Origin of the sequence: Anaerorhabdus furcosa, from assembly GCF_900167375.1 — a bacterium.
Classification (GTDB): Bacteria; Bacillota_I; Bacilli_A; order Erysipelotrichales; family Erysipelotrichaceae; genus Anaerorhabdus; species Anaerorhabdus furcosa.
Genome location: NZ_FUWY01000001.1, coordinates 74,228 through 97,727 on the forward strand (window position 1 = coordinate 74,228; position 23,500 = coordinate 97,727).

General features: G+C 33.2%; 23 protein-coding genes and 1 riboswitch. Of the genes, 3 read left to right on the forward strand and 20 right to left on the reverse strand.

All coding sequences use genetic code 11. From position 1 onward, the window contains the following. Positions 1–49: 49 nt before the first annotated feature. The 11 genes from nrdG to B5D14_RS00430 all read right to left on the reverse strand — a co-directional run bounded on the left by nrdG (position 50) and on the right by B5D14_RS00430 (position 12,221). Positions 50–550, reverse strand: coding sequence for an anaerobic ribonucleoside-triphosphate reductase activating protein (gene nrdG, locus B5D14_RS00380; RefSeq protein WP_078710608.1), 501 nt, complete (start codon positions 548–550; stop codon positions 50–52). Further along, positions 537–2,792, reverse strand: coding sequence for an anaerobic ribonucleoside triphosphate reductase (locus tag B5D14_RS00385; protein WP_078710609.1), 2,256 nt, complete (start codon positions 2,790–2,792; stop codon positions 537–539). The genes nrdG and B5D14_RS00385 overlap by 14 nt, the downstream gene beginning before the upstream one ends. A gap of 107 nt (positions 2,793–2,899) precedes the next feature. Continuing rightward, complete coding sequence (locus B5D14_RS00390; protein WP_078710610.1) at positions 2,900–3,328, reverse strand: DUF4430 domain-containing protein; 429 nt, start codon at positions 3,326–3,328, stop codon at positions 2,900–2,902. Between the two features lies 1 nt (position 3,329). Beyond that, a complete protein-coding gene (locus tag B5D14_RS00395; RefSeq protein WP_200804721.1) occupies positions 3,330–3,791 on the reverse strand; it encodes a hypothetical protein in 462 nt (153 codons plus the stop codon). 22 nt (positions 3,792–3,813) lie between these two features. Continuing rightward, positions 3,814–4,314, reverse strand: a complete 501-nt coding sequence (locus B5D14_RS00400) for a hypothetical protein (RefSeq protein WP_078710612.1) — start codon at positions 4,312–4,314, stop codon at positions 3,814–3,816. 112 nt (positions 4,315–4,426) lie between these two features. Then, positions 4,427–4,599: riboswitch (cobalamin riboswitch) on the reverse strand. Between the two features lie 130 nt (positions 4,600–4,729). Continuing rightward, positions 4,730–5,656: an ABC transporter ATP-binding protein gene (locus B5D14_RS00405; protein WP_078710613.1), complete on the reverse strand. Its 927-nt coding sequence runs from the start codon at positions 5,654–5,656 to the stop codon at positions 4,730–4,732. Beyond that, positions 5,649–6,743, reverse strand: coding sequence for an ABC transporter ATP-binding protein (locus B5D14_RS00410; RefSeq protein ID WP_078710614.1), 1,095 nt, complete (start codon positions 6,741–6,743; stop codon positions 5,649–5,651). The genes B5D14_RS00405 and B5D14_RS00410 overlap by 8 nt, the downstream gene beginning before the upstream one ends. A 13-nt stretch (positions 6,744–6,756) precedes the next feature. Continuing rightward, the gene (locus B5D14_RS00415) at positions 6,757–7,773 is read right to left on the reverse strand and encodes an ABC transporter permease (RefSeq protein WP_078710615.1); all 1,017 of its coding nucleotides are present in this window, start codon (positions 7,771–7,773) and stop codon (positions 6,757–6,759) included. A 1-nt stretch (position 7,774) separates the two neighbouring features. Beyond that, a complete protein-coding gene (locus tag B5D14_RS00420) occupies positions 7,775–8,710 on the reverse strand; it encodes an ABC transporter permease (RefSeq protein ID WP_078710616.1) in 936 nt (311 codons plus the stop codon). A gap of 61 nt (positions 8,711–8,771) precedes the next feature. Next, positions 8,772–10,412: a peptide ABC transporter substrate-binding protein gene (locus B5D14_RS00425; protein WP_078710617.1), complete on the reverse strand. Its 1,641-nt coding sequence runs from the start codon at positions 10,410–10,412 to the stop codon at positions 8,772–8,774. Between the two features lie 177 nt (positions 10,413–10,589). Then, positions 10,590–12,221, reverse strand: a complete 1,632-nt coding sequence (locus B5D14_RS00430; RefSeq protein WP_078710618.1) for a putative manganese-dependent inorganic diphosphatase — start codon at positions 12,219–12,221, stop codon at positions 10,590–10,592. 120 nt (positions 12,222–12,341) lie between these two features. Here B5D14_RS00430 and B5D14_RS00435 point away from each other — a divergent pair, with 120 nt between their 5' ends. Further along, positions 12,342–13,043, forward strand: a complete 702-nt coding sequence (locus tag B5D14_RS00435; protein WP_200804722.1) for an AzlC family ABC transporter permease — start codon at positions 12,342–12,344, stop codon at positions 13,041–13,043. Beyond that, positions 13,036–13,338, forward strand: coding sequence for an AzlD domain-containing protein (locus B5D14_RS00440; protein WP_200804723.1), 303 nt, complete (start codon positions 13,036–13,038; stop codon positions 13,336–13,338). Before B5D14_RS00435 ends, B5D14_RS00440 begins: the two co-directional genes overlap by 8 nt. Here B5D14_RS00440 and B5D14_RS00445 read toward each other — a convergent pair. From B5D14_RS00445 to B5D14_RS00465, 5 genes are all read right to left on the reverse strand, one after another. Next, a complete protein-coding gene (locus tag B5D14_RS00445; RefSeq protein WP_078710621.1) occupies positions 13,331–13,846 on the reverse strand; it encodes a nitroreductase family protein in 516 nt (171 codons plus the stop codon). The genes B5D14_RS00440 and B5D14_RS00445 overlap by 8 nt on opposite strands. Positions 13,847–13,857: 11 nt before the next feature. Beyond that, positions 13,858–14,721: a methionyl aminopeptidase gene (locus B5D14_RS00450; protein ID WP_078710622.1), complete on the reverse strand. Its 864-nt coding sequence runs from the start codon at positions 14,719–14,721 to the stop codon at positions 13,858–13,860. 4 nt (positions 14,722–14,725) lie between these two features. Then, positions 14,726–16,030, reverse strand: a complete 1,305-nt coding sequence (locus B5D14_RS00455; RefSeq protein ID WP_078710623.1) for a M18 family aminopeptidase — start codon at positions 16,028–16,030, stop codon at positions 14,726–14,728. Between the two features lie 86 nt (positions 16,031–16,116). Next, positions 16,117–16,623 carry a dCTP deaminase/dUTPase family protein gene (locus tag B5D14_RS00460; RefSeq protein WP_200804724.1) on the reverse strand — a complete coding sequence of 169 codons (507 nt, stop codon included), beginning with the start codon at positions 16,621–16,623 and terminating at the stop codon, positions 16,117–16,119. Continuing rightward, a complete protein-coding gene (locus B5D14_RS00465) occupies positions 16,623–17,909 on the reverse strand; it encodes a patatin-like phospholipase family protein (RefSeq protein ID WP_078710625.1) in 1,287 nt (428 codons plus the stop codon). Before B5D14_RS00465 ends, B5D14_RS00460 begins: the two co-directional genes overlap by 1 nt. Before the next feature lie 138 nt (positions 17,910–18,047). Between B5D14_RS00465 and B5D14_RS00470 the strand changes: the two genes are divergently transcribed. Beyond that, entirely contained in the window at positions 18,048–18,581 is a 534-nt protein-coding gene (locus tag B5D14_RS00470; protein ID WP_078710626.1) for a hypothetical protein, read from the forward strand. Between the two features lie 27 nt (positions 18,582–18,608). Here B5D14_RS00470 and B5D14_RS00475 read toward each other — a convergent pair whose 3' ends face one another. The 4 genes from B5D14_RS00475 to B5D14_RS00490 all read right to left on the reverse strand — a co-directional run bounded on the left by B5D14_RS00475 (position 18,609) and on the right by B5D14_RS00490 (position 23,482). Further along, a complete protein-coding gene (locus B5D14_RS00475; protein ID WP_078710627.1) occupies positions 18,609–19,991 on the reverse strand; it encodes a polysaccharide deacetylase family protein in 1,383 nt (460 codons plus the stop codon). Between the two features lie 118 nt (positions 19,992–20,109). Then, positions 20,110–20,610: a flavodoxin family protein BilS gene (bilS, locus tag B5D14_RS00480; protein WP_159443668.1), complete on the reverse strand. Its 501-nt coding sequence runs from the start codon at positions 20,608–20,610 to the stop codon at positions 20,110–20,112. 123 nt (positions 20,611–20,733) lie between these two features. Then, entirely contained in the window at positions 20,734–22,386 is a 1,653-nt protein-coding gene (locus tag B5D14_RS00485; protein ID WP_078710629.1) for an ABC transporter permease, read from the reverse strand. Beyond that, positions 22,376–23,482, reverse strand: a complete 1,107-nt coding sequence (locus B5D14_RS00490) for an ABC transporter ATP-binding protein (RefSeq protein ID WP_078710630.1) — start codon at positions 23,480–23,482, stop codon at positions 22,376–22,378. Before B5D14_RS00490 ends, B5D14_RS00485 begins: the two co-directional genes overlap by 11 nt. Positions 23,483–23,500: the final 18 nt, after the last annotated feature.

Genomic DNA, 23,500 nt, shown 5'->3' on the forward strand with positions numbered 1-23,500 from the left:
TAGAATTCTCCTTTTCTTACTATTATAAAAGACAACCCGAAGATTGTCTTTAGTAAATTAAAGTTATTTCATGCTGATTTAGTGTTTTTTGTACATCAATGCATCTTTGATTGCTTGAACCTTTGAATTTTAATTCTAATGATTTAAGTTCTTGCTTGAATTTGCCATCGACAAGTACATCAATACACCCAAGAAATTTCATGGTGGCATCATCTTTTGCTTGTGTTAATTGTTCGAAGGTATACCCTGTATAACACCAAATATTTAAACCCATTTCTTTACAAAACTGTGCAATTTTTAAACATGCTTCAGCTTGTTCCATAGGTTCTCCACCCGAAAAAGTAATACCTGTATGATAATCTAGTGATTTTATCTCATTACATAATGCTGCAATATCTTTCTCTTCTCCATCCTCATAACTATGTGACTTTGGGTTATGACATCCAGCACAGTGATGTGGACATCCTTGAGTCCATACTACAAGTCGAAGTCCTGGGCCATCTACGATACTATCTGATTGCAATGGTGCTGCAAGTCTAATTTTGTCCATGCTTAACACGGTCTTTTACTTCTTGTAGTTTAGCATTGTTAAAACGATCTAGCGTACCAACTAAATAACCAGTAATACGGCGAATTCTTTCAAATGGAATTTCTTCTTCTACGCGGTGACATTGTGGACATTCATCATTGATGATTCCATTATAGCCACAAACAGGATCACGATCTAAAGGATGATTAATAGCTCCATATCCAATATTCGTTTCTCTCATAATTCGAACAATTTTTTCAAATGCATCTAAATTATTCGCCATATCCCCATCAACTTCAACATACGAGATATGTCCACCATTTGTATATTCGTGGTAAGGAGCTTCAATCTCAAGTTTGCGTTTGATGTTGATTGGATAATAAACAGGTACATGGAAAGAATTCGTATAGTAATCTCTTTCTGTAACATTTGGAATTGGACCATAAACTTCATTATCGATTTTAATAAATCTTCCTGATAATCCTTCTGCTGGTGTAGCAATCAGCGAAAAATTCAATCCTGTTTCTTTACTAAATTCATCACATAACTCACGCATTCTTTTTACAATTTGTAAACCTAACTCTTGTGATGCTTCACTCTCACCATGATGTTTACCAGTAAGGGCTACTAAACATTCTGCTAAACCAATAAACCCAATTGTAAGCGTCCCTTGTTTAAGAACTGATTCAACTGAATCTTCCATATCCAATTGTTCAGAACCTTTCCAGTTGCCTTGTGCCATTAAGAAAGGAAAGTTCTTTACTTTCTTTTGACATTGAACTTTATATCGCTCAATTAATTGTCCCTTAACAAGTTCCATTTTATCTTCTAATTCATTAAAGAAACCATCAATATCATCTCTACCCAAACCATGTTTAATTCCAAGTCTTGGTAAGTTAACTGAAGTGAAACTCAAATTACCTCTACCTACGACAACTTCATCATTTGGACATGCTGAGTTTCCAATAACACGTGTTCTACATCCCATATAAGCAATTTCTGTCTCAGGTCTTCCTTCTTGATAGTATTGCTTATTAAATGGTGCATCAATAAACGCAAAGTTAGGAAACATTCTTTTTGATGAACAACGAATCGCAAGTTTAAATAAATCATAGTTAATATCTTCAGGATTATAATTAATTCCCTCTTTTACTTTGAAAATTAAAATTGGGAATATTGGTGTTTCGTGATTACCTAATCCACTCTCCATTGCAAGTAATAGATTACGCGTTACCATTCTTCCTGATTCACTGATGCATGTACCAAAGTTAATTGAACTAAATGGTACTTGAGCACCTGCGCGAGAATGCATTGTATTCAAATTATGAATTAAACCTTCCATCGCTTGGTAAGTTTCTCTCTCCGTTTTTTGAACAACTTTTTCAAAAATTTGCATTGCGTTCTCTACACCACACAAATCTTCTAACGCTTCTATTTTTTCATTAATTTGATGTAACTCTTCATCACTATACTTACTTGTAAAATCTTGATAGTCTATTAATACTTGATGATAATTTTTCTTGAATGAACAAAGTACACCCTTAGAAAGATAGTAATCAAATAAAGGTATTGCTTGGCCACCATGTTGATCATTTTGATTGGATTGAATTGCAATTGCTGTTAATGATGCATAGGAACCAATACTCTTAGGCTCTCTTAAAAAACCATGACCTGTATTAAAGCCATCTTTAAATAATTGTTCCAAATTAATTTGAAGACAAGTTGTTGTTCCCATTGGATAGAAATCCAAATCATGAATATGAATATCTCCAAAATCATGAGCATCCCCATATCGTTTATCCAAACAATATGCCGATGTATATGCTTTTGATAAAGTACTTCCATACTTTAACATTAAACCCATGGCTGTATCGCCATTGATATTGGCATTTTCTCTTTTTTCATCAACTTCACTTGCTTCTTTTATTCCAAAGTTTTCTAATGTCTTCATCAACTTATGTTCTTTTGATGAGAAACATTCACGTGCCAATGTTCTTTTTTGACGATATTGTTTAAATCGTTTGTATTCCTCCACAAAATGATTCTCTACATAAGATTCTTCCACGATGTCTTGAATTCTTTCGATTTCTATTTTGTTAACATTTAAATCTTGAATTTTATTCATGACACTCTTACAAATTGTATCAATACTGCCTTGAATATTATCTCTTTCTACAAATGCTTTTTCGATTGCTGTTTCAATTTTTTCGCGATTAAATTGAACGATCCTACCATCTCGCTTGATTACTTCAATATTTTCCATATGTTATTCTTCCTTTTCCAAAATATGAGAACCCTAGTTACACGTGATTAGTTTATTTCTCTTCATCCACAATCACTAGGTTAATTCTAAACTTGATTTGTATCTTTTTAATTAAAACTATCAACTAGATTAAATGTGAAATCATCACCATCTTTAATCATAGTTTCATCAATGCCTAAACACATTCCTTGTGATTTACATGTTTCATTATTTGTTGATTCATATAACCACCAAGGTCCAGATTCTTGTGGTCCTTGTTCAACATCACACAAAGATACAATAAATCTTCCATAAGTACTGTCTTCTGTTTTCATTTTAAGTTCTTCTGCTTCAGCTAATGCATCACCTAATGTTTCTGCATCGGTATGAATTGTACCACTATATAATTCTGCATCATTCACTTTATCCACAACTGTTATATTAATTGCTTTATCGCCTATTTGTGCTTCTTGTTTTGGCATTAATTGATTAAATCCAAATCCTGCTAATAAGATTACTGCTACTATACTTAATGCTATAATTATTTTCTTTTTCATTTTAATATTCCCCCTCGATTTTATTCAATACTTTTAAACATGGTTCAAAGATAAGTAAGCACATCAATGCACTGAGACATCCTTGTATTAAAGAAGTTTTTAATCCTAATAAAATATAGAATATTGTTACTTCTTTTGAAAATAAGATAAATGGCAAATCTAGTAATTGTCCAGTTGCAAATGATAATACACCACATACAAATACCATTAAACCTAATCTTTTTAATAATATTGGCTTTAAAGATGAAACAATGAAACTATAGGTTGGATAAATCAAAACATACATCATTGTCCAAATGTTGATACCTTGGACAAGCATGTTTACCATACCGAAGATAAATGAAGCAAGAATTGCCTCATTTTTCCTAAATGCACAAGCAAACAAACACACAGTAAACGTAATTCCTTCCAAATACAATACTTGAGAAAATATTGTAAAGACAACGCTTTGAATGCTTGCCATTATCGCTATTTTTGTCAGTGTTCTAACATTCATAACTTTTTGAAATGAATTGCATTTCTTCTACATTTTCATTTTTATTCTCAACTAAAGCCATTAATAAGAAAATATTTGATAGAAGATTGAAGAAGTCGTGGAGAATATATCTTTTTTCTCTATTTTCTTCTTGATCTATTTGATGGATTAATCGAATAATTGATTTTGTTTTACTCCGCAAGCAATGTAGATGGCATGCCCCAATTGATCCTTGTGGTAAAACAAAGTACTTACATGCTCCAACCTGTTTCAGTGTATCGTCATACAATTGATTAAGGTATTGAATGTCTTCTTCACTTATTGCGATTTTTGCACGCATAGAGCCATTTGCATGATAGACAAGTTCAACTAACTTGCTCAAATCATGATGCTTTACATAATGCATTGCTAAACCAATTTGTGAAGCCAACTCATCCGTTGCTATTTCATAATCACATAGTGATGATGATTCATAGAGAAACGAATAAGCACATGCACGTGTATCTTTCATTAATTCACCCCCTTCAACCAAATAAAAACTCATTCTTCGATGAATGAGTGAATAAGTACGTAATTAAACAAAAAATCTGTTTAAATCGCCGACATCTTTCACCCAGAAGAATCGTAAAATTTTGCAACAGGCAGGTCTACCGGCTTAGCATCATCCTTGATTTTCCCTTCCCGTACGTTTGTACAGTGGTTATCGAAAATCTTGTCCGCATCACGGTTGCTGGGGCAGCTAGAGATTTACTCTATTCCCTATTAAGGTTATTCACCATATTGCTTTCTTATTATAGCATAGATTTTTCATAGTAAAACGGTTATGCCCAATGTAAATTTGTTACATTTTGTAAAACCTATCATTACTATTTTTTTCACAAGAAGAGCAAAATAAAACACCTGGAATAACCAAGTGTTCTATTGTTTTATTTGCTCCAGCGAACAAATTCATCATCTGTTGCTAAAACAGAATGAGTTGGAGTTAGTTGAAACAATTTGCCTTTTGTATAATCAACGCCCTCTTTCTCCATATCATAGACCATCGCTACACGTTTCTTCTCAACCACAGGATTTGGATGAGGAATCGCTGACAACAAAGATTTCGTATACGGGTGGATTGGGTTGTGAAATATCTCGTCAGTTGTTCCAGTTTCCACGATGTGACCAAGATGCATAACACCTATTCGGTTGCTAATGTATTTGACCATGGATAAGTCATGGGCTATGAATAAATAAGTAGTACCTAATTCATCTTGTAAATCCTTCATTAGATTAACTACTTGGGCTTGAATTGATACATCGAGTGCTGATATTGCTTCATCTGCAATAACTAATTTAGGATTCATAATTAATGCTCTAGCGATACCAATACGTTGACGTTGACCACCTGAAAATTGATGTGGGAAACGAGTTGCATGCTCTTTTGACAAACCAACACGCTCTAGAATTCGATCTACTTTTTCATCTAGGTCTGCTTTATCTTTATAAAGATGATGTATTTCCAATCCTTGTGCTATAATTTCTTTTACTTTTTTTCTTGGGTTAAGACAAGCCATAGGATCTTGAAATATCATTTGCATGTTAGTACGCAAATATTTTTCATCTTCTTTTGATAACTTACCACTAACTTTACGTCCATCAAAAACTACTTCGCCATCAGTTGGTGTGTATAAGCGAATAATAGATCGTCCAGTTGTTGATTTACCAGAACCTGATTCACCTACTAATCCATATGTTTCACCAGGATAAATATCGAAACTAATTCCATCAACTGCCTTTGTTGTATATTTTCTACTAATTTTAAAATGTTGTTTTAAGTTTTTTACTTGAAGTAAAGGAGCACGGTTATCCATTCGCTAAATCCTCCTTTTTCATTTTTTCAATTCTTATTCTTAATTGCTCTGGCATACTCACTTTAGGTGCACGTGGATCGCAAAGCCAACTACATACACGATGTTGTCCACCTACATCAAAGATGGGTGGTTCCTCCTCAAAATCAATTTTTAAAGCAAATGGATTTCTTGGAGCAAATGCATCGCCACTAATCTTCTCTAATAAGTTTGGTGGTGATCCAGGAATCGCAAACAAGCGATGACTATCCGTATCAACATCTGGCATACTACTTAATAACCCCCATGTATATGGATGACGTGGATCATAGAAAATCTCATTTATATTTCCTTTTTCAACAATCTTTCCGGCATACATAACCGCAACATAATCCGCTACTTTTGCAACAACTCCTAAATCATGTGTAATGTAAATAACAGAAATTCCTTTTTCAGCTTGAACCGTTTTAATAAGCTCAAGAATTTTAGCTTGAATTGTAACATCAAGTGCAGTCGTTGGTTCATCACAAATTAAGATATCTGGATTACATGATAAAGCAATCGCAATTACCACACGTTGTCTCATACCACCAGATAATTGGTGTGGATATTGGTTAATTCTTTTCTCTGGTGATTCAATACCAACATAAGTTAATAAGTTAAGTGCTCTTTCTTTTGCTTCAGCATGCGATATTTTCTCATGTTCAATCATTCCTTCCATGATTTGTTTTCCAATCGTCATGGTTGGATCAAGTGATGTCATTGGATCTTGGAATACCATCGCAATTTTCTTACCACAAATTTGATAACGAATTTGCTTTGGACTCATTTTTACTAAATCAACTGATTTTTCTTCACCATGAGCATCTTTATAATTAAAGATGATTGATCCTTCATCAATTTTCCCATTACTACTTAAAATACCCATGATTGCTTTTACTGTTACAGATTTACCTGAACCTGATTCACCTACTATCGCAATTGTTTCTCCTCTAAATAAATCTAGACGAACACCACGAATTGCATTAACAATTCCAGATCCAGTTTCAAATGAAATACTTAAATCACGAATCGATAAAACACGATCTTTTTTATTTTTCTTTTCAGTCATCATCGATTCCCCCTTACATCTGCTTCATCTTTGGATCGAATGCATCACGCAAACCATCCGCAAATAAATTAAGACTTAACATCAATAGTGCAAGTACAATAATTGCACTCATCATCATATGTGGATAGATTGTCATTGATTTATACCCTTCAGAAATAAGGGATCCTAAAGATGCCATTGGTGCAGGAACACCTAAACCAACAAATGATAAGAATGCTTCAGTAAAGATTGCATTTGGAATTGAAAACATACTCATAATGATGATTTGTCCAAATATATTCGGCAGTATATCTTTGAAAATAATCGCAAAGTTTTTAGCACCTAAAGTTTTTGATGCCAATATAAATTCTTGTTCTTTTAGTTTTAATACTTGAGCTCGAGCAATTCGACTCATTCCTATCCATCCTGTTATCATCAATGCAAAGATAATGGATGCAATACCACGTGGTAATACTAATCCTAGCAATGTAACAATAACTAAAGTTGGTATACCATTTAATATTTCAGCTATACGTTGCATAACCATATCAATCTTGCCACCAAAATAGCCCGAAATTAATCCATAAACCATCCCTACAAATATATCAATCAATACTGCTGTAACAGCAATGATTAATGAAATACGAGTACCTTCCCAAACACGTGTGAAAATATCTCTACCTTGTGTATCAGCACCAAACCAGTAATAAATATCTTGAAATCCTTTTTCAACATAGATATTTTTTCCATGGAATGTACCATCAAATAGTCCAAAGTTTTCCAAGAAAGGAATACGTGGTGTAAGTGATGCATGCTCAATAATAATCGATTTATATGTATGCCCTGTTAAGTGAGGTCCAACAATTGCCATAATCACAATTAAAATAATAATGACTGCTCCAATAACAGCTCCTTTATTTTTAATAAAGTGAGACCATACATCTTTAGCATAAGAAGAAGTGTTGTATGTTTTATCTATGATCTTTTCATTTGTTTCATGGGCAAATGTAAAATCATCATCTTTAAATTCTATGTCTTTAACTTGTGTCATACTATGCTCCCTTCTTTGCTACTCTAATACGAGGATCAATTACGCCGTATAAGATATCAACAATGAGCATTGTGAAAATATACAACGCTGAATAAATAAACGCACATGCAATAACAACATTGTAGTCATTGTTTTGTATCGCAAGAACCATCAATGAACCAAGTCCTGGAATACCAAATATTTTTTCAACTACCATTGAACCAGTAAGTAATCCTACTAGCAAAGGTCCCATAACTGTAATAATTGGAATCAATGTATTTCTAAGTGCATGTTTAATAATTAATTTCCATTCTTTAATTCCTTTTGATTGTGCAAGTTGAACATAATCTGAACCCAATACATCAATCATTTCAGAACGAGTAAAACGGGCTACGTTCGCTATAGTAAAAAGCGACAACGCAATTGTAGGAAGCACCGATGACTGTTCAGGTATCGCCGGATTATACAAAATTGGAAATAATCCCATTTTGAATCCCACATAGTAAGCAAGTGCCAAGGCAAAAACGTACGAAGGTACGCTGACACCAATAATGGATATTACCGAACATAGCGTATCTACCCATGTATTATGTTTAATTGCAGCAATAATTCCTAGAACCAATCCAACTATACTTCCAAGAATCATGGCTTGTAACCCAATACGAATTGTAACAAAGAAACGATCTACAACCATAGAAGTTACTGCAAAGTTTTTATTTATAACATACGAAACACCAAAATCTCCTTTTAACATATTTCCAGCATAATTAAAGAAGCGGACAAAGAAAGGTTGATCTAAACCATATTTTGCATTCAATAGAATACGTTGTGCCTCTGTTAATTTTTCATCATTAAAAGGTGATCCGGGCATAAATTCTAACATTAAGAATAAAACAAAGAGAATTACAAATAGTGTCGCTAAACTTATCAGTATTCTTTTTAATATATATTTACTCATATCCCCTATCCCTTTCTTTTAAAGAAGAGAGCGAGAGATTCTCTCTCGCCCTAAACTATTTTTATTTTCTAGTCATATGACGATAGCTATCAACACCAGCACTATGGAATTCAATTCCTTCTACTGCAGGAGTAATCATCATTGCACCACCATTTTGGTAAACTGGAATAACACCAGCATCATCACCAACTAATACTTTTTCAGCTTGCACTAATAAGTCCCAACGAGCTTGAGAATCTTTTGCAGATTCACCTTGAGTCGCTTCAAGAACTAAATCTTGGTAAGCTTGACTTTCGTATTTACCATAGTTGTTTGATGCACCTACTAAGAATAAATCCAAGTAAGTTTGAGGGTCAGCGTAGTCTGGTCCCCAACGATGTAATGCAACTTGATATTCACCATTTTGCATCATTTGTAAACGAGTCTTCTTAGGTTTACTGTTTAATGTAACAGTCATACCTGGACAATTTGTTTCTAAATTATTTTGGATATATTCAGCAACTGATTTACCTGCTTCAGTATCTTCAAATAATAAGTCAATTGTTACATCTTTACCAAGATCTGCTTTTGCTTTTTCATAATATTCTTTTGCTTTTGCTGGATCGTATTCAGTAATCTTACCAGCTGTTGCGCGATATTCTTTACCATCAGGTCCTGTAGCTAATTCAATTGGAATAATTCCATCAGCTGCTACTGATCCATCTTTTAATACGTTATTCGCAATTGTTTCACGATCAACTGCATACATCATTGCTTTACGTAAATTTTGGTTTTGAAGTTCAGGAATATCAAAGTTCAATGACAAGTACCATAAGTAACCTTGTAAACGATTTGTGAATCCCTCTTGATCTTTATAAGCATCAACCATTTCACCACTTAATTTAACTACATCTAAATTTCCTGATTGATATTCAAGCATTGCTGATTGAGTATCTTGAATAAATTTAAAGTCGATATCATTTACATCAATTGTATCTGCTTTAAAATAATCATTGTTTTTAGTAAATGCATAACTGTTTCCTGGAGTCCAAGCTGTCATTAAGTAAGGTCCATTATAAATCATGTTTTGTGGAGTCTTAGCATATTGATCACCTTGAGCTTCATAATACTCTTGGTTTAAAGGAAAGAAACTAGGGAACGCTAGTAATCCAAGTAAGAAATCACATGGAGCATCTAGAGTTACTTCTAAAGTCTTATCATCAAGCGCTTTAACACCTAATTCTTCAAGTGGTAATTCACCAGCAGCTACTGCATCAGCATTTTTCAAAGTAATTGTTGAAAGAATGAATGCATATTCACTTGCTGTAGCTTGATCAATTAGACGTTGCCATCCATATACGAAATCATTTGCTGTTACAGGTGTACCATTTGACCATTTTGCATCAGCTAAATGGAAAGTATACACTGTTCCATCTTCATTTATATCCCAACTCTCAGCAATCTCTGGAATCGGCATGTTATTTTCATCCAATTCAGTTAGTCCAGAGAATACTAAAGTTTGAGCAATAAAGGAAGTTCCATCAGTTGCTAGGTGGTGGTCCATCGTGGACAAATCTGTGTCCGTAGCAACGACAACTTTGCTATTGCCTGTGCCATCTGTATTCCCACCTTCAGTACCACCGTTAGTTGCTGGTTTAGACGAACATCCTGCAACAAGAGCAAATACCAGGGTAGAAACAATCAATAATTTGAGTTTCTTCATTTTTAAATCCCCCTCTCAAAATATGTTACAAGTATAGTTGCATCAAATTCCACTGTCAAGCCAAAATGAAACATTTTACATCAAAAATGATAAATTTTACATATTTTTTCATGAAAACTGTTACATTCGTTACTAAAATAAAAAATCTTACCCCTTTTTTGAGTAAGATTTATTTTTTTACATATTCTTTAACATTGAAGATAGTTTAGGCATAAGTTGTTGCTTCCTTGAAATGATATCATGGTCATAACCAGAATTATCATCAAACTGAGTTTCAATAATGTTGCTCATAATATAAGACAATGGTCCGCAGTAGACGAACATTGTTCCTTCTGCCATAACATGTGTAAACATCATAACCAGCAAATCCAATTTCTTATCTTGCAACTCAACCTCTAGATTTTTCCTAAACTCTGGAAGTATCTTTTGAAGATCTTCTATATTATGATAATTCGTTTGACCAATACCTAAGTGATATTTACCAATATCATAACTCTTCAAGTCACGATTCAATATTTGTGAAGGTGTTGCATCTTTTAGAGCCACCGAAGCACTAAGCATTTCAATAGCGTATGTTTCAATATTAATATTCGCAAGTTCTGCTAGCCACTTTGCTGTCTTCTTATCTAATTCCGTTGTTGTTGCCGATTTAAAATGCAAGGTATCCGATATAATTGCACTCAGTAATATTCCTGCCATTTGCTCATTAGGCGTTACATGATTCTCTTGATATAATTGCGAAATGATAGTCGCAGTACATCCACATCTTTGATTACGATAATAAATAGGATGATCCGTTTCAATGTTACCAATGTGATGATGGTCAATAATTTCTTGAATATCAGCTTCTTCTATATTATTAATTGCTTGGTTTTTAGCACTATGATCTACTAAGATAAATTTCTTACGACGGTAATTTTGTAAATGATAGCGTGATACTGCCCCTACAATTTTACCCTCATCATTCAATACAGGATAACTTCTAAAACGAGTGTTCATCATTTTCTTAGCCACATCATCAACAAATTCATTTTCATTAAATGTCATTGCATGTGGTGTCATGATACATTTAATTGGAAATGCTTCATTGATTACTTTCGCTACATTCATTGTATCCCAATCTGTTTGAACAATTGCACAATCACTTGCTTTTGCAAGACGCAATACACTTTCATCAACATCTTGACCACAAGTAATGATTAAACACTTGGCGCCTGCTTCAATTAATTGTCTTTGCTTAAGAATACCATCTGACATAATGCAAATACTACGTTCTAGATTATCCTCAAAGTTTTCCATATTAATTAAAGTGATAATGAACACTTTACCACTGAGTTCAAAATCCTTAGCCTGCAATACGATTTTACCATTTACAGTCTTTGAAACTGATTCCAAGTTTGTTGAACGCATCAAGTATTCAATCTCTTCTGGCAACATTAATCTTGTCATCGCTAAATTTGATGTTGACACAATACCCACAAGATTTTCTGCATCATCAATTACTGCTAAACTACGATTACTAGCTCCAAGCATTTCACTCCAAGCTTCTTTCATTGTGTTGTATTCATTAATCAAATTAGCATTATCTTTTTCAATATCCATTAATTGACTTCTTGCATCTTTTAACAACAATGGATTTTCTAAGTTAAATTTCTTTAGTATAAATTTAGTTTCATCATTTAAAGGACCCAATCTGCATGCGATTGCATCTTCCCCAAGCTCACGCTTTAAATTTGCATAAGCTAGTGCTGAACAAATCGAATCAGAATCTGGATTCTTATGACCAACTACATATAGTTTATCGTCCATTTCTTTCACCTTTTCTATAGTACATTTATTTTACTTGATTATAGGATCAATTTCAAATAAAGTAACAAATTCTATTGAAGTTTAATTTTTCACGAGGTACACTAAATCAAGGTGATAGAAATGGAACTATTTAAAAAAGGCATAAAAGATGGTTTACCCATTGGTTTGGGCTATCTTTCAGTATCTTTTACATTTGGCATGATTGCTACAGCCCAAGGATTATCAACATTTGAAGCAACCTTACTCTCATTAGCTAATTTAACTTCTGCTGGACAATTTGCAGCAATTCAACTAATGGCAGTTCAAGCACCAGTACTCGAGGTATTCTTAGCTACAATTATTATTAATTTTAGATATGTATTAATGTCCATCTCACTATCTCAAAAATTGGACTCTAAAATGAAATTACGAGAAAAATGCATTGTAGCATTTGGAAATACAGATGAAATCTATGCAGTAGCTCAATCACAAAGTGATCCCAATAAGTTTATCTATATGGTTGGACTCATGACAACTCCCATTATTGGATGGACTTTAGGTACATTCCTTGGGGGAACATTTAATTCTTTGCTTCCAGCCTCACTTCAATCCGCTTTTTCAATTGCACTCTACGGAATGTTTATCGCAATCATTTTACCTGTTGCAAAAAAGGTTAAAACTGTTGCGTTTACAATCTTGATTTCAATTGTATTAAGTTCTATGTTTAAATGGATTCCTTTCTTAAATTTTATATCTGATGGATTTTCAATTATCATTTGTACTTTAATTGCATCTGCAATTAGTGCAACCTTCTTTCCAGTGGAGGCAAATGAATATGAATAATTTTATATTATATTTACTTGTAACTGCAGGTACAACTTATTTATTAAGAGTTATTCCACTTCTATTTATAAAAGGAAAAATCAAAAATAAATGGTTCTCTAGCTTTTTATTTTATATGCCTTATGCAGTATTAAGTGCAATGACATTTCCAGCAATTCTTACATGTACCTCATCCATCTACTCAGCTCTTGCAGGACTAGCCACTGCACTACTTCTTGCTTACAAAGAAAAAGGACTACTGACAGTAGCCCTAAGTGCTTGTGTTGTTGTTTTTATTGTAGAACGATTTATCTAATCACAGAGAATACATTTTGTTTTCTTGTCTTTGCTTCTGGCAGTTTTCCCGAAGGATAGCCAACAGCTAGCGATCCAACGCATGTGTAACCCTCAGGTACTCCACATGCTTTTTTTAATGCTGCATACTTTGGATTATTAAATACATTTTTTGTTGCATGAATCCAACATGTACCTAAATCATTTAAGACTGCTGCATACATCATATTAGACATCGCAAGAACGCAGTCTTCAACAGGCGCAATTGCATCATCTTTTGCAAATGCAACAATAACTGTAGGGGCATTATAATAAGGTGATTCTTCAATTCCTGTAGCCAATACCGCTATTTCTTTAATTACTTCTTCTTTTTGTATTATAACAAAAAACCATGCTTGTTCATTCATAGCACTTGCTGCAAGTTGAGCAGCACTGCAAAGTTCATGTAAATCAGTACTCGATATTTGTCTTGACTCAAAACTTCGAATACTTCTTCGATCTTGAAATAACGCTTTTCTTAAGTCATCCATTTTATGTTCTCCTAATATGTTAAAATTTCATTTCCATCTTCAGTGATTAAAATCATGTGTTCAACTTGTGCTGAAGGTTTACCATCTGCTGTATAAATTGTCCAACCATTATATCGGTCAATAACAACATTTGCTCCACCCTCATTAATCATAGGCTCAATTGTAAAAATCATCCCAGGAACCAGCAGCATCCCTGTTCCCTTTTTTCCTACATGTGCGATAAATGGATCTTCATGGAATTCTAATCCTACCCCATGTCCACCTAATTCTCTTACCACAGAGTATCCTTGTTGATGAGCATATTTACTAATTGCCTCACCAATATCACCCACAAAACCCCAAGGCTTTGCAGCTTCAATACCAATTCTTAAGCACTCTTTTGTTGCATCAACTAATCTTTGTTTTTCAGGACTTACTTTACCAATGCAAAACATTCTTGAGGCATCACTATAATAGCCATCTAATATTGTTGATACATCAACATTGACAATGTCACCTTGTTGCAGTTTTTTTCTTTTATTCGGAATACCATGACACACCTCTTCATTAATTGATGTACATACACTTTTAGGAAATCCTTGATATTGATAAGGAGCACAAATAGCTCCTTTACTCTTAGTAAATTCACTGACTAAAATATCTATTTCTTCTGTGCTCATACCTTCACAAATATGCTCTGCAACATGATCAAGTACAGCGGTATTAATTCTTGCACTTTCTTTGATTTTCTCAATCTGTGCTGGTGTTTTAATTAAACTTCTTGGTGGTACAATACAACCTTTTCTTTCGTATTCTTTGATTTTCATATCTATTTCTTTATGACAAGATGCATAGTCTTTTCCACTACCACACCAACACTTCTCTAAATCTTCCATTTCATTACCTCTCAATTCTATATTGATGATTTGCATCACTTACTAAATGAGCACTAAAGAATTTTTCCATTGCCAATATCATCATATCTGTATCTTGTACTCCAGCAGTTTCAAAAGCAGAATGCATCGCAAGTTGAGCACAGCCAATATCCACTGACAAAATACTTACATGCGAAGTACTTATTGCTCCAAGCGTTCCACCACCACGTTCATCTGAACGGTTTGTAAATGACTGAAATTTTATTTGCTCATCATGACAAATCTCTTTAAATAGTGCTGCTGATAAACCATCCGTACTATAGTGTTGATTTGCATTGTATTTCAACACGATACCATCATTGATTGAAACCACATTGGTTGGATCTGATTTCTCAGGATGATTAGGATGAATTGAGTGTGCATTATCTGCTGATACAATCATACTAGATGCAAGTGCTTGTTGAAGTTGCTCTGCATTGTTGCCAAGCCCTGAATTAATTCGTTGTAATGTATCCATTAAGAAAGTAGAATCAGCCCCTTGTTTTGTACCACTTCCCACCTCTTCATTATCGAAGCAACAATACACCGAAACTGTATCTTGATTTGATCCTTTTATAAATCCTTGTAATGTTGTATATGCACATTGCAAATCATCTAAATGATAGATCGAAACAAATTCATTGTTGTCACCCCACACTGCGCCTTGATCAACAGGGTACAAAAATAAATCAGTATCTAATATATTCTCTTTATTTACATTTACTTCTTTTGCAACAACATCCATAACATCAAAGCTTTGATTCTTTGATACCATTGGTAATAAATCGATTTGAGGATTCAACTTCACACCGTCATTAACACTACGATTCATATGAATCGCTAAGTTAGGTATGATGCACATTGGTGTTTTAATGTGTACAGGTTTAATCACAACTTGATCGTTTTCCTTCACAATGACACGACCTGCAATACTTAACAAACGATCCATCCATGTATTGTAAATTGGTCCACCATATACTTCAGTATTAATTACTTCATAACCACTGTTGTTCTTTTTATTTTTAGGTTTAAGTTTAAATGAAGGTGCATCACTGTGCGATGCTACAATATGGTAGCTCATACGATCCAAACGAGTACCTACTTTAAATGCAATGATGCTTGAATAATTACGTGTAACATAATATGATTTTCCTTTTTCAAGTTTAAATGTTTCACCCTCTTTTAATTCTATAAATCCTAACTTATCCAATTCACCCTTAATTGTATCCACCGCTTGGTAACTCGTTGGTGATGATTGAATAAATGATAACATTTTCTTTGTATTTTCCATTTTATGTCCTATAGCTTACGCTATACTCCCTTCTAATCTTTCTTATATTTTACACAATTGTCTTCCACAATGGTATGACAACACACTTATTTATTTGTACTTCCAAATCCACCATTGCGAATCTCAGTTGTTTCATCATCCACTGTAATTCCAAATGGAATGAAGATACCCTGCACAATTGCTGATCCTGCAGTAAGATCAAATGCGATATTTTCATCATTATCACATACAAGAGACATGAACATATGCCCTTCATTGTCTGAGCCGTAGTAATCCGAATCAATAATACCTGTTGTATTTCCTAAACGTAGTCCATATTTAAATCCCAGTGAACTTCTTGGAAATATTTGAAGTACCCAACCCTCATCAATACGAACACGAATACCTGTTGGTATTTTTATTTTTGCCTTTGGCTCAAAGTGAAGATCAATGGGACTAAAGAAATCATATCCTGCAGATCCCTGTGTAGCTCTTTTTGGAATTTTAATCGCATCATAAATTTCTTTTATCTTCTCATCATTATCATTGAATTGTTTTACCCAGTCTTTCTTAAACTGTTCAAAACTAACTTTTTCAAATTTTCCTACTTTCATTACATTTCCTTCCATTCTAATTCGATTCCTTTACTTGTAATAATCCACAATGCCATTGCAGTTTCATATCCAAATACATTGATAATCAAACGCAAAGGTATCTTGCTTGCTTCTGGATATAGTAAACAATAAATCAATTTCATGACAATTTCTTTTTTGTTCATTGTCTCTAAAGTTTTTATAATTTCTTTAACATTTAGTTCTGGTAAAACTTCAAAGTCTTTTGAAAATGCAGGTTCAAATTCTTTTTGAATTGTATCGATAACTTGATTTAAATGATAAAGTTCATATGGACTCATTTGCAACATCACCATAATTGAATCAATCATTGCAAAATTCATTTCACGTATTGATAAGAATGCTCGTTGACTTTCTCTACATAATTTTGTTGAAACAGCATCTTCATCAGAAATCAACATCAGTTTTGTTAACTTATGATCAAAGATCAATAAACGTAAATAAAAATCTTGAAACATTTGAGGCACATTTTCCTCTGGATAAAATGCATAGCGAATTCCATCCAACTTTCTAAATGCTTTCATGGTGTCAAAATAACCTAACAAAATATTCTGAGTGATTCTCTTTGGATCAAAATCTAAGAAGGAGCCAAGTGAAAAACTTGGATGAATATAGATAATACTTGGTTTATTTACAAATTGACGATGAATCGGTTTATCATCCAAGTCAACAGCTATGATTTCATCTGCACCTAATCTTAAAGCAAGTTCAATAGGCAAGTTATCATAATACCCACCATCCACAAATTCACAACCATCAAATATGCATCGTGGAAAAGCTGGGAAACAAGAAGCACTTGCCAACAAGAATTTTTCCCCTTTTCCTTCTTTCATATCATCTTTCGTTATATATCTATATTTAAGTGTTGGAAACTCAACTGTAACCAAGCCATATTGAATTGAGGATTTCATAAATTTTTCTTCATTATAATATTCATGAATCATTTCTTTAAAAGGTGTAATATCTGCACCTTGTTCTTTTACATATTTTTTAAAGAAAGAAGCTACTCGATTTGATTCCTTTAAAAACTCATCAACATTTAATTTTATTGGCATGTCTTCTGCAAGAACACGATTCATTTCCATATGTTCCCATAAATCAATAAGTCGGTCTTCCTCATGTTGAACAAGTAAAGCACCATTTAATGATCCAATGGATGTACCTGTTACGATATCATATTGAATTCCCAATTCTTGGATTGCCTTAACAAAACCAGCTTGGTAGGCACCTTTTGTTCCTCCACCAGCTAATGCAATTGCTCTTTTCATTGTATCTCCCTCTTTCCTTAATTATTATACAATAAATCATCTTACTATTTTTAAGAAAAGAAATAACTGAAGCTGTGTTTACAAGCGTAGACCTTAATTCTATATTATTGTTGGCAAGTGTAGAGAAAGGAAAATCCTATGCGAAAATTATATATTTTTGTCTTATTTCTGTTCATATTTTCAGGCTGTTCAGATAAAAAAGATGAATCAGTTTCCACAGATCTTGCAGTATCAAATCCTGAAATAGAGGTGCAAGATGATATCAAACTTCACCACAATCCAGCTAATCCAACTGAATCCAACGATGAATATTACTCTGAACTTGAACTCTATATGATTACTGAGAGTGCAATTGGATATCGATTAGAGCGACAAGATGCAAGTGGAAAGATGTTAAGTGGTTCTGCTTCAAGATCTAGTGATGGTACAATTGCAAATCCTAATGAAAAACATCTTGAGCCAATGACTTCATCCATAACATTGGAAACTAGAGGTGAGGGACAATTAAGTGATATGGATTACACTTATTTTAAATGCAAAGCTATCTTTTCTGATTTAACAGAGCAAGATTGTAAGAATACACTCATGGTAGAGGAATTAGGTGGCTATCGTTTTGGTCCTATTTATATCGTTGAGAAAGATGGCGAGTATTGCTTTACTACCACAAAATAAGTAAACAAAAAGGAGCCATTGCTCCTTTTATCTTGCTCTACTATACTTAACGCCATTCTCCATTTGAATCCCTTTTGCTGCCATCATTTCACTGACTGTTACAAGTTGATATCCTTTTTCAATAAGCATCGGTATAACTTGTTTCGCAGCTTCTTTTGATTCAAAATGAATATCATGCATTAATATAATGTCACCATCTTTTACATCATTCATAATTGTATCAATTGTTGATTGCACATCTCGAGTTTTCCAATCCAATGTATCCATACTCCACATAATAAATGGATATGGTGATTTTTCAGAAACACGATTATTTACTGCACCATAAGGTGGTCTAAATAGTTTGATTTGATAACACCATTCGCTGACATCCTCATATACTTTTGTTGATGTACCATAGAATTGTGTATCTAAGTCTTTGTCTTTTGTCTTCACAAGATTTGGATGACTCCATGAATGACTTCCTACTTCACTTCCAGATTCAATGGTATTAATAACTGTATATCTAGAATTCTTGCCAATACGATTACCTAAGATAAAGAAGGTTGCAGCACTATCATACTGACGTAATACTTCAAGAATTTCAGGAGTATATTCAACATGAGGGCCATCATCAAATGTCAACGCAACCATTGGTCGATTTGGATCTATATATCGTGTTGGAATATAAATCACAGGATCATCTATTGTTTGAGTCATTCCCAAATTCAAATTAATGTGATTTGCTATTTCTTCACCATTTTGTCTAAAAAGAATTGGATAGCCTTCAAAAGCATCAATATGGAATACTAAATCTTTTCCTTCAATTGTGAAATTAGAGAAAATGGAAGTATCTGCTGCTGTTATTTCTAAAAACTCTTTTGAAAAACCTAATTCTTTTAGATTTTCATCTGCCTTTACCATGTTCCTTAAGTTTTGCTTCATTAAGCGTAACGCGACATCATCAAAAACTTGAGTTGTATCCACCACAGAGCCAGTTGCTTTATCAATCATTGTGGATTCGATAAATTGTGATTCTGTATCATTTTTCATTACTCTTATAGTAAATTGTAATTGTGCTATTGAATCAGATAAATCTTCAATGTTGTAATCTACAAGAATCATAACTGATTTTGAATCTTCTAAATACTGCTCTTTATTACTTATGATTGAATTGTAGATTTCATTCGCTTTACTTGTTGAAATTTCATTTAGATTATTATCTAACTGTGGATAATATACAACAACTGAAAAGTCATTCCCTATTTTTTTAAGAAGCTTTACTTTTTCTGAATGCTCACTAACTTGTTTCAAAGGCTCAGGTATATAGCTATTAATTAATACTATACTTAAACTAATTCCGCATATAATTGCAATTAAAACAAAAACAATTGCGATTTTTTTATTTCTTACTGTAGAATTCGATACCATGTTTATTGCCCTCCCAAAGCCTCTTCTATTTTACCATAGTTATGCATTAGATTTGCCTCAGTTTCAAATTTTTAGAATTTCTTTAGATTTTCATAAAAAAGTGATTGGCTCTTACCAATCACTTTGGAAATATCGTGTATAAAATTCGTTCAAAATTCTTAAAATCGTTTTCATTTGGATGAAGTAAAGTTTCATCAAAATTTTTCAAAAATAAATCAACATCAAATCGTGCTGTTTTGCGATCCATTTTTTCGCATTTCGCCTTTATTGAAATTGGCATTTTCCCTTGACACATAAAATCACCGATAACTTTATTTCCTGGGTAAACACTTGATCTTACGATTTTTATTATACGATCGTAATATGTTTGGGTTTTTTGAAAACCTGCTGTTCCAAATAAGAATACTTTCTTATCTCTCATGTTTTTCAAAAAATCCAGAACCGAAGGATAAAAGTTACCTTTATCTACTCCTGACCCTACAAATATCAATTCTGGCAAATGATCTGATTTTGTAATATCTCCTTCATAAACACACTCTCCTGGAACACATTTTTTAATTACATCCACCAACATTTTTGTGTTACCCATTTTAGAAACATACACTATTGCGTACTCCATTCTACACCTCCACCTTTCTTTTACTATAACTTTTCTTAATTTAGTAGTCAACGAACACATATTGAATATGTAAAAAAATACGGAATTTTACAACAATATATAAAAACTCGGTTATATACCGAGTTATATTGTTATATCTTTTCCTTTGGATATCTTCATAAAAATGAGTAGTGAAATCACGGTTGCGACGGTTAGCACTGTACTTAATGCAGCGGCTATACCATAATTACCTCGAAGTACTTCTGTATAGATTGCAATTGTCAGTGTCTTTGTTTTTGTCGTATAAAGTATGATGGCAGTTGATAATTCACTTATTAATGTTACCCAGCTAAGAATAGCACCTGAAATAATTCCCGAAGCCATCATGGGCATTGTAATCTTAAAGAACGTTTTAAGTTTACTAGCACCTAGTGAAATACTTGCTTCCTCAATAGACATTGGTATTTGTTGAAGAATTGCTACACTAGATCGAATTGTATAAGGAAGTCTTCGAATAACTAGTGCAATAACCATTAATGCTAATCCACCAATCGAAAAGAATTTATTTCTAAATGTAATTCCAAATGCAATCCCTACAACAGAACCTGGAATGATATATGGAATCATACTCATTACATCGACTGTACTCGTCAGTTTATTTCTTCTACGAACAACTAAGTAAGCAATCAAAACAGCTAAGAAAATAATGATAATAAGAGCAATACCTGGAATCTTAAAGGTATTTACAATCGTATTACCCATACGTTTAAATGCTGCTTCATAACTCATTAAAGAGTGACCCTCTGTAAACAATAATCCTTTTGTATTTTTAAACGATGTATAAATTACATAACATTGAGGTAAAATAGCGACTCCAATGACCAAATACGAATACAAATGAACGAGGAAATTCTTCATTCCTTTTAATGGTTTTTCTTCAATTGTATGCATTGCATTCATTGTAAATGAGAAATGATTACTTGCATATTTTTGAACCAAGAAGATGATTGCAGTCACTACAATCGATACAATTGCGATTGCTGATGCAAACCCATCATCACCACTAACTTCACTCATGAACTCATTAAATATCAATACTGGGAATGTTCTAAATCCTTCCCCAATTAACATCGGTGTACCAAAATCAGATAATGCACGCATAAATACTAGTAAGCCACCTGCAAGCATGGTTGGCATAACTAACGGAATGATAACTCTTAAAAATAATTTAATACCACCACAGCCCATATTTTGACTTGCTTCAACCAAAGAGTTATCTACATTCTTCAATGCTCCTTGGATATACAAGAAAATGAGTGGGAACAATTGACATACTAAAACCAATAATATTCCTGCGAATCCATAAATATTTGGGATTGCAATACCAACTCCTTTAAAGAAATTAGTAATGACACCATTTCTACCTAACAACAAAATCCAAGAATACGCCCCAATAAATGGTGCTGACATACTTGCAAGGATAATCAAGATTTGCAAGAATTTTTTACCTTTGATTTTGAACATGGTAAAGAAATAAGCCAATGGTGTTCCAATAGCAATAGCTAAAATCGTTGTCCAAAAGCTAACTTGAAAACTGTTTATTAATGTATCTGAATAATATTTTTTACCAAAGAATTTTGTGAAATAATCAAGTGTGATTGCACCTGTTTCTTTATTAATTACCGCTTGATATAAAACTGTCCCTAATGGTAAGACCAAAAATAAGATATATAAACCAAGTATAGTAAGTGTGATTATTCCCCAAATATCTAACTTGAATTTATGATTATTTTTCATCGTTAACACCTACCATTAAGTTATACGATCCATCTTCATTGAAGATGTTTATTTTTTCACGTTTAACTGTTAACTTAATTTTTGTTTTAGGTGCAATGATACTGTCAATTGATGATTCTTGTATAATTTCTACTTTTTCACCTGTTTCTTCAAGATGCACAAAATAATGTGTATTTAAACCTAAGAATACACTTGAATCTACAATTGCATCCAATCCATCTTGTCCATGATGAATCACAAATTCTTCAGGACGAATTGAAATTTGCACATTTTGATCTTTTTGATGTTCTTGACTAACTGTATCTAATTCTACAACATAATTTGGAGTAATATTTAAGACTATTTTTCCATTACTTATGGATAGTTTTCCTTGCATAATATTCGTACGTCCAATAAATGTAGATACAAACAAGTTACTTGGTCTTTGATACAAGTCTTTTGGAGTACCGATGTGTTGTATAACACCATCTTTCATAACTGCAATACGATCAGAAATTGCCATTGCTTCTTCTTGATCATGTGTAACATAGACAGTTGTGATTCCAACTTCATTTTGAATATCTTTGATTACAGTACGCATTTCAACTCTTAGTTTTGCATCTAGATTACTTAATGGTTCATCCATTAAAAGTACATCTGGTTTTATAACTAATGCACGTGCTAAAGCAACACGTTGTTGTTGTCCACCTGATAGTCTTTCAGGCATACGATCTTTATAAGAATCAATTTGTACTATTTTTAAGAATTTTTCAGTATCTGCTTCTATTTGTTCCTTTGGAACTTTTCTATTTTTCAATCCAAAGGCAACATTTTCTTTAACACTTAAATGTGGAAAAATTGCATAGTTTTGGAAAACCATCCCAATATTACGTTTCCCTGGATCCATTTCATTAATTCTAGTATCACCGAAATAAAAGTCCCCACCTTCAATACTATTGAATCCTGCAATCATACGTAAAAGTGTTGTTTTCCCGCAACCAGATGGACCAAGAAGGGTGAATAATTCACCCTTCTTAATATCCACAGAAAGGTTCGAGATGACCGTATTTTGACCATATTTCTTTACTGCACCTTTGATTTTAATATTTACGCTCATCTTTCTGTCTCCTTTATT

Bases quoted from the DNA above. Each gene is read 5' to 3' on its own strand.
- nrdG (WP_078710608.1), bottom strand. From the start codon at position 550: ATGGACAAAATTAGACTTGCAGCACCATTGCAATCAGATAGTATCGTA.
- B5D14_RS00385 (WP_078710609.1), bottom strand. From the start codon at position 2,792: ATGGAAAATATTGAAGTAATCAAGCGAGATGGTAGGATCGTTCAATTT.
- B5D14_RS00390 (WP_078710610.1), bottom strand. From the start codon at position 3,328: ATGAAAAAGAAAATAATTATAGCATTAAGTATAGTAGCAGTAATCTTA.
- B5D14_RS00395 (WP_200804721.1), bottom strand. From the start codon at position 3,791: ATGGCAAGCATTCAAAGCGTTGTCTTTACAATATTTTCTCAAGTATTG.
- B5D14_RS00400 (WP_078710612.1), bottom strand. From the start codon at position 4,314: ATGAAAGATACACGTGCATGTGCTTATTCGTTTCTCTATGAATCATCA.
- B5D14_RS00405 (WP_078710613.1), bottom strand. From the start codon at position 5,656: ATGGATAACCGTGCTCCTTTACTTCAAGTAAAAAACTTAAAACAACAT.
- B5D14_RS00410 (WP_078710614.1), bottom strand. From the start codon at position 6,743: ATGACTGAAAAGAAAAATAAAAAAGATCGTGTTTTATCGATTCGTGAT.
- B5D14_RS00415 (WP_078710615.1), bottom strand. From the start codon at position 7,773: ATGACACAAGTTAAAGACATAGAATTTAAAGATGATGATTTTACATTT.
- B5D14_RS00420 (WP_078710616.1), bottom strand. From the start codon at position 8,710: ATGAGTAAATATATATTAAAAAGAATACTGATAAGTTTAGCGACACTA.
- B5D14_RS00425 (WP_078710617.1), bottom strand. From the start codon at position 10,412: ATGAAGAAACTCAAATTATTGATTGTTTCTACCCTGGTATTTGCTCTT.
- B5D14_RS00430 (WP_078710618.1), bottom strand. From the start codon at position 12,221: ATGGACGATAAACTATATGTAGTTGGTCATAAGAATCCAGATTCTGAT.
- B5D14_RS00435 (WP_200804722.1), top strand. From the start codon at position 12,342: ATGGAACTATTTAAAAAAGGCATAAAAGATGGTTTACCCATTGGTTTG.
- B5D14_RS00440 (WP_200804723.1), top strand. From the start codon at position 13,036: ATGAATAATTTTATATTATATTTACTTGTAACTGCAGGTACAACTTAT.
- B5D14_RS00445 (WP_078710621.1), bottom strand. From the start codon at position 13,846: ATGGATGACTTAAGAAAAGCGTTATTTCAAGATCGAAGAAGTATTCGA.
- B5D14_RS00450 (WP_078710622.1), bottom strand. From the start codon at position 14,721: ATGGAAGATTTAGAGAAGTGTTGGTGTGGTAGTGGAAAAGACTATGCA.
- B5D14_RS00455 (WP_078710623.1), bottom strand. From the start codon at position 16,030: ATGGAAAATACAAAGAAAATGTTATCATTTATTCAATCATCACCAACG.
- B5D14_RS00460 (WP_200804724.1), bottom strand. From the start codon at position 16,623: ATGAAAGTAGGAAAATTTGAAAAAGTTAGTTTTGAACAGTTTAAGAAA.
- B5D14_RS00465 (WP_078710625.1), bottom strand. From the start codon at position 17,909: ATGAAAAGAGCAATTGCATTAGCTGGTGGAGGAACAAAAGGTGCCTAC.
- B5D14_RS00470 (WP_078710626.1), top strand. From the start codon at position 18,048: ATGCGAAAATTATATATTTTTGTCTTATTTCTGTTCATATTTTCAGGC.
- B5D14_RS00475 (WP_078710627.1), bottom strand. From the start codon at position 19,991: ATGGTATCGAATTCTACAGTAAGAAATAAAAAAATCGCAATTGTTTTT.
- bilS (WP_159443668.1), bottom strand. From the start codon at position 20,610: ATGGAGTACGCAATAGTGTATGTTTCTAAAATGGGTAACACAAAAATG.
- B5D14_RS00485 (WP_078710629.1), bottom strand. From the start codon at position 22,386: ATGAAAAATAATCATAAATTCAAGTTAGATATTTGGGGAATAATCACA.
- B5D14_RS00490 (WP_078710630.1), bottom strand. From the start codon at position 23,482: ATGAGCGTAAATATTAAAATCAAAGGTGCAGTAAAGAAATATGGTCAA.